Origin of the sequence: Bradyrhizobium sp. LB8.2, assembly GCF_040548035.1 — a bacterium.
Lineage (GTDB): Bacteria > Pseudomonadota > Alphaproteobacteria > Rhizobiales > Xanthobacteraceae > Bradyrhizobium.
Genome location: NZ_JBEPQV010000005.1, coordinates 291,709 through 302,175, shown reverse-complemented (window position 1 = coordinate 302,175; position 10,467 = coordinate 291,709). Strand labels below are relative to the sequence as shown.

10 protein-coding genes are annotated in these 10,467 nt (G+C 64.0%); 8 read left to right on the top strand and 2 right to left on the bottom strand.

Annotated elements, in window-relative coordinates; genetic code table 11:
* Window positions 1–244: 244 nt before the first annotated feature.
* A complete protein-coding gene (locus ABIB06_RS09640; protein ID WP_354046575.1) occupies window positions 245–622 on the top strand; it encodes a VOC family protein in 378 nt (125 codons plus the stop codon).
* Here the strand turns inward: ABIB06_RS09640 and ABIB06_RS09635 are convergent.
* Window positions 619–1,224 carry an LOG family protein gene (locus ABIB06_RS09635; protein ID WP_247345475.1) on the bottom strand — a complete coding sequence of 202 codons (606 nt, stop codon included), beginning with the start codon at window positions 1,222–1,224 and terminating at the stop codon, window positions 619–621. The two genes, ABIB06_RS09640 and ABIB06_RS09635, sit on opposite strands and share 4 nt — an antisense overlap.
* A gap of 201 nt (window positions 1,225–1,425) precedes the next feature.
* Here ABIB06_RS09635 and ABIB06_RS09630 point away from each other — a divergent pair, with 201 nt between their 5' ends.
* From ABIB06_RS09630 to ABIB06_RS09615, 4 genes are all read left to right on the top strand, one after another.
* Complete coding sequence (locus ABIB06_RS09630; RefSeq protein ID WP_354046577.1) at window positions 1,426–3,384, top strand: ABCB family ABC transporter ATP-binding protein/permease; 1,959 nt, start codon at window positions 1,426–1,428, stop codon at window positions 3,382–3,384.
* Window positions 3,385–3,461: 77 nt separating this feature from the next.
* Window positions 3,462–4,166 (top strand): phosphatidylserine decarboxylase, encoded by a 705-nt coding sequence (locus ABIB06_RS09625; protein ID WP_346730951.1) that lies wholly within the window; start codon window positions 3,462–3,464, stop codon window positions 4,164–4,166.
* 86 nt (window positions 4,167–4,252) lie between these two features.
* Window positions 4,253–5,134 carry a CDP-alcohol phosphatidyltransferase family protein gene (locus ABIB06_RS09620; protein WP_354046579.1) on the top strand — a complete coding sequence of 294 codons (882 nt, stop codon included), beginning with the start codon at window positions 4,253–4,255 and terminating at the stop codon, window positions 5,132–5,134.
* Window positions 5,135–5,285: 151 nt separating this feature from the next.
* On the top strand, window positions 5,286–6,005 hold the full coding sequence (locus ABIB06_RS09615) for an RraA family protein (RefSeq protein ID WP_354046973.1): 720 nt from the start codon (window positions 5,286–5,288) through the stop codon (window positions 6,003–6,005).
* 18 nt (window positions 6,006–6,023) lie between these two features.
* On the opposite strand, the gene ABIB06_RS09610 is transcribed toward ABIB06_RS09615, so the two are convergent.
* Entirely contained in the window at window positions 6,024–6,335 is a 312-nt protein-coding gene (locus ABIB06_RS09610) for a hypothetical protein (RefSeq protein ID WP_247446718.1), read from the bottom strand.
* 315 nt (window positions 6,336–6,650) lie between these two features.
* On the opposite strand from ABIB06_RS09610, the gene ABIB06_RS09605 reads away from it, so the two are divergent.
* The 3 genes from ABIB06_RS09605 to ABIB06_RS09595 all read left to right on the top strand — a co-directional run bounded on the left by ABIB06_RS09605 (window position 6,651) and on the right by ABIB06_RS09595 (window position 10,443).
* Window positions 6,651–7,424 (top strand): motility protein A, encoded by a 774-nt coding sequence (locus tag ABIB06_RS09605; protein ID WP_247345488.1) that lies wholly within the window; start codon window positions 6,651–6,653, stop codon window positions 7,422–7,424.
* Window positions 7,425–7,447: 23 nt separating this feature from the next.
* On the top strand, window positions 7,448–8,275 hold the full coding sequence (locus tag ABIB06_RS09600) for an OmpA/MotB family protein (protein ID WP_247345491.1): 828 nt from the start codon (window positions 7,448–7,450) through the stop codon (window positions 8,273–8,275).
* A 269-nt stretch (window positions 8,276–8,544) separates the two neighbouring features.
* A complete protein-coding gene (locus ABIB06_RS09595; RefSeq protein ID WP_354046582.1) occupies window positions 8,545–10,443 on the top strand; it encodes a potassium transporter Kup in 1,899 nt (632 codons plus the stop codon).
* The last annotated feature ends 24 nt before the right edge of the window (window positions 10,444–10,467 follow it).

Below are 10,467 nucleotides of genomic sequence, written 5' to 3'. Positions count from 1 at the left end.
TGCTCGCTCGCGTCAAGGTCAAGCCGCTTCGCGGCGGCCCTCCGGGCCGACCTTGACACGATCTGCGCGCGCCATCCGAAAGACCCAGCGGTCGGGACGAAAAGCTGGCAGCAATCAAACAAAAAGCTGAACATCCGCCTTGACACACCAAATCCCCATGTGAGCAATCCAGACTGCCTCCGCGGAGGGATTCTGGATTGCTTCGCTGCGCTCGCAATGACGAGGAGAGAGGGGAGCGCGACCCATGATCGACCACATCTCCGTCGGCGTGAGCAACCTCGAACGTTCCGCTACATTCTACGAATCGACGCTCGCCGCCCTCGGGCTCACGCGTCTCGTCACGCGACCGCGGACGATCGGCTTCGGCAAGGCCTATCCCGAATTCTGGATCAATCTGCGCGAGGGAATGACGCACGTCACGCCAGAGAGCGGCGTGCACATCTGCCTGCGGGCCAATACGACCGCCGAGGTCAATGCATTTCACGCTGCAGCGCTGTCCGCCGGCGGTGCATCCGACGGTGCGCCTGGTATCCGCCCGCACGACCGCGTGCGCTATTACGCGGCCTTCGTCATCGATCCCGACGGCAATCGGATCGAGGCGGTGACGTTTCCTGCGGACTAAAGCTTGCGCGCCACTTCGGGAGCGAGCTTCTTCTCCGCTTCGTCGATCTGTGCCGCAGCCGCCTTCAGCTTCGGCAAAATCTCTTCGATCCGATCAGCCTTGAGGATATCGACCGAAAGGCCGGCGCGGATGAACTCGGTCTGGCGCATGTGCGACAGCAGCGAGAACAGCGGCTCCCAGAAATTGTCGATGTTGGCGAGCAGCACCGGCTTGGCGTGACGGCCGAGCTGCTTCCAGGTCAATTGCTCGACCAGCTCCTCCAGCGTGCCGACGCCGCCCGGCAGCGCCACGAAGGCGTCGGAGCGTTCGAACATCAGCCGCTTGCGCTCGTGCATGTCGGGAGTGACGATCATCTCCTGCACACGCGTCAGCGCGTTCTCACGCATCCGCAGGAAGTCGGGGATGATGCCGGTGACGGTGCCGCCGTGATCGAGCACGGAGGTCGCGACCGAGCCCATCAGGCCGAGCGAACCGCCGCCATAGACTAGGCGGATGTTGTTCTCGGCGAGGGACTTGCCGAACGCCTTGGCGCCTTCGGTGAAACGGGGATTGGTTCCGGGGCCGGAGCCGCAATAGACACAGACGGTTTTAATCGTGCTCATTGGTGCCATGATGCATTGCAGTGAAGAGGCGTCAAGCCCAATCGGTGATTCGGGCCACCCGGAAATCTACCGGTAAATGGCGGAAAACGATCGGAGATTCGCCATCTGGCGGGGTGCGCTGGCATCGGGAAGGCTCTATATGACGAACGAAAATCGCAAATCGTACCGTGCCCGCATCCCGCGGGCCTTTCAGGCTTTTTGATGGACCAAGCTCAATCGTTCGACGGCGCCGACGTTCCTGATCCTCCCGCCGTGGGACCATTGGAGCGGGCCACGCTGATGGGCACGCTGGCGCATCTGTGGCCCTATATCTGGCCCGGCGACCGCCTCGACCTGAAGATGCGCGTGGTCTGGTCGATGGTGCTGCTGCTCGCGGCCAAGCTGATCACGCTGACGGTTCCTTTCAGCTTCAAATGGGCGACCGACGCGCTGACAGGGGCCAACACCGCGCCGGTGCAGGCGGACAATTGGCACCTCTGGGTGATCGCCTCGCCATTGCTGCTGACCGCCAGCTACGGCGCGATGCGCATCGTGATGGCAGTGCTGACGCAATGGCGCGACGGGATTTTCGCGCGCGTTGCCATGCACGCGGTGCGTAAGCTCGCCACCATCACCTTCATTCACATGCATGAACTCTCGCTGCGCTTTCATCTCGAGCGCAAGACCGGCGGTCTGACGCGCGTACTCGAGCGTGGCCGCGAGGGCATCGAAGTCATCGTGCGCATGGTGATCCTGCAGCTGATCCCGACCATTGTCGAGGTCTCGTTGCTGATGGCCGTGCTGCTCTGGCAGTTCGATTGGCGCTACGTGCTCGCGACCCTCGTCACTGTCGCGGTCTACATGTATTACACCTACATCGCGACCGAGTGGCGGATCGGCATCCGCCGCAAGATGAACGATGCCGACACCGAGGCGAACACCAAGGCGATCGACTCGCTGCTCAACTACGAGACCGTCAAATATTTCAGCGCCGAGACCCGTGAGTCGCAGCGCTACGACCGATCGGTCGCGCGTTACGAGGAGTCGAGCGTCCAGGCCTATACTTCGCTTGCCGTGCTCAACACCGGGCAGGCCGTGATCTTCACGCTGGGACTCACTGCGACCATGCTGATGTGCGCGATCGGCGTGCGCAACGGCACCAACACGGTCGGCGATTTCGTGCTGGTCAACGCCATGATGATCCAGCTTTACCAGCCGCTGAACTTCATGGGCATGGTCTATCGCGAGATCAAGCAGGCGATCATCGACATCGAGAAGATGTTCAACGTGCTGGGACGCGAGGCCGAGATCAAGGACGCGCCCGACGCGAAGCCGCTGGTGGTCTCGGCCGGCACGGTGCGCTTCGAGGACGTGCGCTTTTCCTATGAGCCGGCCCGGCCGATCCTCAAGGGCATCAGCTTCGAGGTGCCGGCCGGCAAGACGGTCGCGATCGTCGGCCCGTCCGGCGCGGGCAAGTCGACCATGTCGCGGCTTCTGTTTCGCCTCTACGACATCTCCGGCGGCAAGATCCTGATCGACGGCCAGGACATCCGCGAGGTCACGCAGGCCTCGCTGCGCGCCTCCATCGGCATGGTGCCGCAGGACACCGTGCTGTTCAACGACACCATCCGCTACAACATTCGCTACGGCCGCTGGGACGCCAGCGATGCCGAGGTGGAAGAAGCGGCGCGGCTGGCGCAGATCGATCATTTCATCCGGATGTCGCCGATGGGCTACGAGACCCAGGTCGGCGAACGCGGCCTGAAACTATCCGGGGGCGAAAAACAGCGTGTCGCGATCGCGCGCACTGTCTTGAAGGCGCCGCCGATCCTGGTGCTGGACGAGGCCACCTCGGCGCTGGACACCCACACCGAGCACGAGATCCAGGGCGCGCTCGAGCGCGTGGCGAAGAACCGCACATCGCTGGTGATTGCCCATCGGCTCTCGACCATCGTCGGCGCCGACGAGATCATTGTGCTGGACCAGGGCCGCATCGCCGAGCGCGGCACCCACGCAAAACTGCTCGCGGAGGGGGGCCTTTACGCCAGCATGTGGAACAGGCAGCGCGAGGCCGAGGCGGCGCGCGAGAAACTGGCCCGGATGGCCGACTCCGGCGAGGCGCCCAACCGGGAGCCGCCGTCGGTCCAGGATGTCCTGACGACGCCTGCGGCGGCGGAGTGACCTTGTCTCCGGTCCCTACTCTGGCCTAAACAACACCACCGCGCGGGACGACCTGCGCCATCAACCCTGAGCGGCAGATAGCGATGTCCATTCTCGATTCGATCCAGCGTCAGATCCCGCCGATCCACAAGGAGGGCTATCCCTTCATCGGCGGCTTTGCACTGGCAAGCCTCATCCTGTTCTGGCTGTGGTCGCCTTTGGGGTGGATCGGCACTATCCTGACCGTGTGGTGCGCGCTGTTCTTCCGCGACCCCGTGCGCGTGACCCCCGTCCGCGAGGGGCTCGTGGTGTCGCCGGCCGACGGCCGCGTCTCGATGATCACCATGGCGCTGCCGCCGGCCGAGCTCGGGCTCGGCGACCGGCCACTGCCGCGCGTCTCGGTGTTCATGAGCGTGTTCAACTGCCACGTGAACCGCAGTCCGATCACGGGCAGGGTGGACCGTATCGCCTATCGGCCCGGCCTGTTCATCAATGCCGAGCTGGACAAGGCGAGCGAGGACAATGAGCGCAACTCGCTGGTGATCACGACGCCGACGGCGCGGATCGGCGTGATCCAGATCGCAGGGCTTGTCGCCAAGCGCATCGTCTGCTTCGTCAAAGAGGGGCAGGCGATCGGCGCCGGTGAGCGCTTCGGCCTGATCCGCTTCGGCTCGCGGCTCGATGTCTACCTGCCGGTGGGCACCAAGGCGCTGGTCTCGGAAGGGCAGACGGCGATCGCCGGTGAGACGATTCTGGCCGATCTCACCGGGGACGACCCAAGCCGCGCCTATCGCTCCAATTAACCAATAAGGCGGTCCAGGGGCTTTCCGCCGCAATGGCGGAGGGGAACGCAGCTTGCTATATCTCGCCTCAAGGTGAGGACGAGCCAATGACGCCCTATGATTTCAAGGATCCTGACGTGCGCCGCCGGCGGTTCCGCCCGATCCCGGTGCGGATGCTGGTGCCCAACGTCATCACGCTGCTGGCGATCTGCGCTGGCCTGACCTCGATCCGCCTGTCGATCGAGGGGCGGATGTCACTCGCAGTCTACGCCATCGTGTTCGCGGCCTTGCTCGACGGCATCGACGGCCGCGTTGCGCGCCTCATCAAGGGCCAGTCCAAATTCGGCGCCGAACTCGACAGCCTCGCCGACTTCGTCAATTTCGGCGTCGCTCCCGGCCTGATGCTGTACTTCTGGCAGCTACACGAGCTCGGTAATGCCGGCTGGATCGCGGCGATGGTGTTCGCGATTTCCGGCGGCCTCCGGCTGGCGCGCTTCAACGCCACCATGGACGATCCCAACAAGCCGGCGTTCGCCGCCAATTTCTTCACCGGCGTGCCGGCGCCGGCCGGCGCGATCACGGTGTTGCTGCCGATCTATGTGGCGTTCCTCGATCTCGGCCGGCTGCCTGCGGCGGTGACGGCTGCGTATACACTGCTGATCGCCTTCCTGATGGTGTCGCGCCTGCCGGTGTTCTCCGGCAAGACCAAGCGCATGCGCGTGCCGCCCGAGCTGGTGCTGCCGGCCTTCGTCGCGGTGGTCGTCTTCATCGCGATCCTGATCGCTTATCCCTGGCACGTACTCTCGGTGGGCACGGTGTTGTATCTCCTTGCTTTGCCGCTCGGCTACAAATCCTATCGCGACCAGCGGCGCGCGCTGGAAGCCACCGCGCCGTCGGGAGGCGAGGTCTCGTCGCCGCCGTCGGCACCGACGCTGGCTAACCTGTCGGAGCCGCCGCACGAGGACGACCGACCCGGAAGCCTGCACTGAGCGGCAAGACACTGAGCAGCAAGAGACTGAGCAGCAAGACTCGGATATCTGCCATGAGGCGCCCTGAGTTGGGTTGAGGCCGGATCTCGGCTATATCGCCAGTGCCGGCGGCACCGCGCCGACAGCGGCCGCCAATCTGGGAGAGAACGCCGTGACTGATACCGCGACCGGGCCGCTGCCCGCTTCCGTCCTCGAAGCGCTGGGCCGCTACGACACGCCGACGATCTGCAATGCCATGGAGATCGTGGCGCCCGAGCGCCGGCTGATCGGCTACACCACCAAGCAACTGGTCTGCCCGTTCCCCGATCTGCCGCCGATCGTCGGCTACGCTCGCACGGTTGCAATCCGCTCGGTGCTGAAAAATTCGCTGCCGCCGGAAGAGCAGTCGAAGCGCCGCATCGACTATTACGAATATGCCGGCACCGGCTTTGGTCCGCGCATCTCGGTGATCCAGGACATCGACGGTCCCGACGTCGGCTACGGCGCGTTCTGGGGCGAGGTGCAGAGCAACGTGCACAAGGCGCTCGGCTGCCTCGGTGTCATCACCGACGGCTCGATCCGCGACATTCCGCAATGGGCCCCGGGCTTCCAGGCGCTGGCCGGCTCGATCGGGCCGTCGCATGCCTGGGTGCATGCGGAGAGCTTTGGCGGCGAGGTGCGCGTCGCCGGCATGACCGTGAAATCGGACGATCTGATCCACGCCGATCTGCACGGCGCGATCGTGATCCCGCGCGATATCGCCGCAAAACTGCCCGACGCCGCCGAGCTCTGCGGCCGCCGCGAGACGCCGATCCTCGAGATCGCCCGCAGCCCCGACTTCTCGCTGGAGAAGCTCAAGGCCGCGCTGAAGCGCTCTGCTGAGATCCACTAACGGCGGGACTGCAACGATCTACGGCTGCGGCGCCGCCCGCGGGCTGCCCTGTTCCGTCAAGAACAGGGCAGCCTGATCCGGCTCGCCGAACACCGCGGCAGCGCAGCCAATCAAGGTGAAGCCGCCGGCAAAATCCCACAGGGTAATATCTTCCGCATTGTCCGGGATGTGGATCAAGCGCGCTGCGATCACGGCCAAGGCCGCCTCGATAAAGAGCAGCACGCTGAACACCGGCAGGACGAGCTCGGGTTTGAGCATGTGGAGCGCCAGCACTGCGGGAAGCGCGGTGAGAAGACTGAACAGCGTCACCATTACGATGCCTTCCGCCATGAGTGTGCCGGCCCGCGCCAGAATACCAACTGACCCGTCACCCCCGATGTGGCGCAAGGCCGCAGCCGAAGGGTTCGCGCACCCACAGCCTTGAGTGACGGGGCGCGAGAGCCCTTATGGTTATCAAAACGTTGAAAGTCCTGTCGGCAGTCGGCAAGCCGGCGCCTTTCAGCGCGCTGCACCCGCCAGGCGAGCCGGCTCAACTTAACCTTTACGCGTCTTTAATCGCAGCTCACTAGGGTTTCCGATGCGGTTCGGGGTTGGGCCGCGCCATCGGCCAGGACGGCCGTTGTTGTGTGCGCGTTGGAGTCTTCCATGGATATCATGACGGGCGCCGGCCTCGTGGCGGGCATTATCGTCGTCGCGACGATGGTGTTGCTGGGCGGCGATCTGCACATGTTCATCAGCGAGCATGCGATGATCATCATCTTCGGCGGATCGGCCGCAGCGACCATGATCCGCTTTCCGCTCTCAGTGCTGATGCACGGCCTGCCGCTCGGCATGAAGTTCGCCTTCACGATGAGCCGGCTGTCGGCGCACGATCTGGTCGACGAGCTCGCCCGCATCGCCGAGATTGCCCGCAAGCAGGGCCCGGTGGGGTTGGAAAAGGTCGAGACCGACGAGCCTTTCCTCGCCAAGGGCATTCGCTACGTCGCCGACGGGTACGACCTCGATTTCATTCGGGATAATTTGGAACGCGACCGCGACAATTTCCTGATGCATCTGAACGAAGGCAGCAAGATCTACCGCGCCGTCGGCGACTGCGCGCCCGCGTTCGGCATGATCGGAACCCTGATCGGCATGGTGCAAATGTTTTCGAACATGTCAGATCCCTCGAAGCTCGGCCCGTTCATGGCGACCGCCCTGCTGGCAACTCTCTACGGTGCGCTGGTCGCGAACCTGCTCTGCCTGCCGATCGCCGACAAGCTGCATGGCAAGCTGATCGACGAGGAAACCAATCGTACGCTGATCATCGACGGCATTCTGATGATCCGCGACTCCAAGAGCCCGACTTTGGTGCGCGAAATGCTGCTGGCCTATCTTCCCGAGAAGCACCGCCACGCCGAAGGCGAGCCGGTTCCGGCGTAACGCCGGACGTCGGGATCTGACCCATGGCCAAGAAAAAACGCGAAGAAGCACATGGCGGCCATGGCTGGTTCGTGACGTTTGCCGATCTGATGGCCTTGCTGCTGGCGTTTTTCGTGATGCTGGTCGCATTCTCCACGCAGGACTCCAACAAGCTGAAGATCGTCGCGGGCTCCATGCGCGAGGCCTTCGGCGTCCAGAGCGAAGCGCGCTACGCCGGCATCATCGAATCCGATGGCCTGCCGACCCGCGCGCGGCTGAAGAACGTCGACCACATTCAGCCTGAAGACGCCTCCAACACGCCGACGCCGGACCAGGAGGATCATGACCGCACGTCGGGAGCGAAGATCAAGGTCGATCGCAATTTTGCGCTGGCGGCGGCTTCGCTGCGCCAGGCCTTGCAGGACATGCCGGAACTGACCGAGATATCCAAGCACATCATGTTCGAAGAGACCAAGCAGGGTCTCAACCTCGAGATCGTGGACCAGGACGGCCGCTCGATGTTCGCCGACGGCTCCAAGGTGCCCTATGACCGCACCCGCCGGCTGATCGAGAAGCTCGCTGTCCCGCTCAAGGCGACGCCGCTGCGCGTCTCCATCGCCGGCCATACCGCGGCCGGATTCGTGCCGACCCGCAGCGACTACGGCGCCTTCGACCTTTCGGCCGACCGCGCCAATGCCGTGCGCCAGATCCTCGAACGTGAGGGCTTGCCGCCGGCGCACGTCTTCGCCGTCGCCGGCAAGGCTGACACCCAGCCGCTGTTTCCGGACGATCCCTCGCTCGCGGCCAACCGGCGGGTGACCATCACCCTGATGCGCGAAGATCCGCCGCTGCCGCCGAATTTGAAGCCTTAGGGCGCTTTCAAGCGAAGGGACGCCGGTCGCGCGAAGAAAACGCGTCGAAATCAGAATTTGGAGCCGGTTCCGGTGCAATTGAAACGGAAAGCTCCAAGCCCTTGCGCTACGATCTTACCTGAGGCATGTCGTCGCGCGTCGACGACCGTTGCTGCGCCGTCACAGCATTCGGCTCCGCGCCTGCTAAGGTGGCGTGTCGTTTGACAAGCGCGCCGGAACCGTCAAAAGGCGCCGGATCATTTCTCGGGAAGAAGCGTTTCTAGTCTCTCATGACGGCGAGCATCACATCGACCGAACCCCAGGACGCGCCAGTTACCTCGGGATTCTGGGGCCTGACGCTCGGGAGCATCGGCGTCGTCTTCGGCGATATCGGTACCTCGCCGCTTTATGCATTTCACGAGGCGGTACGGGGCGCGGCCCATGGCGCGCCGGTCTCGCGGGTCATGGTACTCGGCGTGCTCTCGCTGATCCTCTGGGCGCTGCTGATCGTCGTCACCGCCAAATACGTGCTGCTGCTGCTGCGCGCTGACAACAACGGGGAGGGCGGCACGCTTTCGCTGATGGCGCTCGGCCAGCGCGCGCTCGGGCGGCGGAGCTGGTTCCTGATGGCGCTCGGCGTGGTCGGCGCCTCCATGTTCATCGGCGATTCCATGATCACGCCGGCAATCTCGGTGCTGTCGGCGGTCGAGGGCCTGAAGCTCGCAACGCCTGCGTTTGAACACTACGTCGTGCCGCTCACCGTCTTCATCCTGGCGCTGCTGTTCGCTGTCCAGAGCAAGGGGACGGCACTGGTGGCCTCGGCCTTTGGCCCCGTGATGGTGATCTGGTTCACCGTTCTTGCCGTGCTCGGCATCATTCACATCGCCGACGACCCGTCGGTGCTTGCTGCCATCAATCCCTATTACGCGCTGCAATTCCTGCTGTCGCATGGCACGATCGGTCTGGTGACACTGGGCGCCGTGTTCCTGGCTGTGACCGGCGGCGAGGCGCTCTATGCAGATCTCGGCCATTTCGGCCGCAAGCCGATCCAGTCGGCCTGGATGTTCTTCGTGCTGCCCTCGCTCCTGATCAACTATTTCGGGCAAGGCGCGCTGGTGCTGTCCGATCCCAGCGCGATCGAGCACTCGTTCTACCGTATGGTGCCAGAGCATTTCGTGCTGCCGCTGGTCGGACTTGCGACCGCGGCGACCGTAATTGCGAGCCAGGCGGTGATCACGGGGGCCTATTCGCTGGTCTATCAGGCCGTGCAGCTCGGCCTCCTGCCGCGCTTCGAGGTGCGCTTCACCTCGGAAACCCACGCCGGCCAGATCTATCTGCCGCGTGTAAACCGGCTGCTCCTGATCGGTGTGATGCTGCTGGTGCTGTTATTCCACACCCCCAGCAATCTGGCTTCGGCCTACGGCATCGCGGTCTCCACCACCATGGTCGCCGACGGCATCATGGGCTTCATCGTGATCTGGAAATTGTGGAACTGGCGCGCCGCGACGGCCGCAGCCGTGATCCTGCCCTTTGTCGTGGTCGACATAAGCTTCTTCAGCGCGAACCTTCTGAAGCTGCTCGAAGGCGCCTGGGTGCCGCTGCTGTTCGGCGTCGTCATGGCCGGGACAATCTGGACCTGGCGGCGAGGGTCCGGGATACTGATCCAGAAAACGCGCCGGATCGAGGTGCCGCTGGATGATCTGATCCGGAGCCTTGAGAAGCGGCCGCCGCACATCGTCAAGGGCACCGCGGTGTTCCTGACCAGCGATCCCTCCTTCGTGCCGACCGCGCTGCTGCACAATCTCAAGCACAACAAGGTACTGCACGAGCACAACGTGATCCTGACGATCGAGACCGCGCATATGCCGCGAGTCGACCTGTCCGAGCGTTTCCGGATGGAGAAGATCAGCGATAAGTTCTTCAAGGTCCGCCTGCGCTTCGGTTACATGGAGCAGCCGAACGTGCCCAAGGCGCTCGCGATCGCGCGCAAGCAGGGCTGGCAGTTCGACATCATGTCGACGTCGTTCTTCGTGTCGCGGCGCTCGCTGAAGGCGTCGGCGCAGTCCGGCATGCCGCTCTGGCAGGACCATTTGTTCATCGCGCTGAGCCGGTCCGCCAACGACGCCACCGACTATTTCCAGATTCCCACCGGTCGGGTGGTTGAAGTCGGGACCCAAGTCACCATTTGAACGCCATCGGCGGAGCTATGCAAT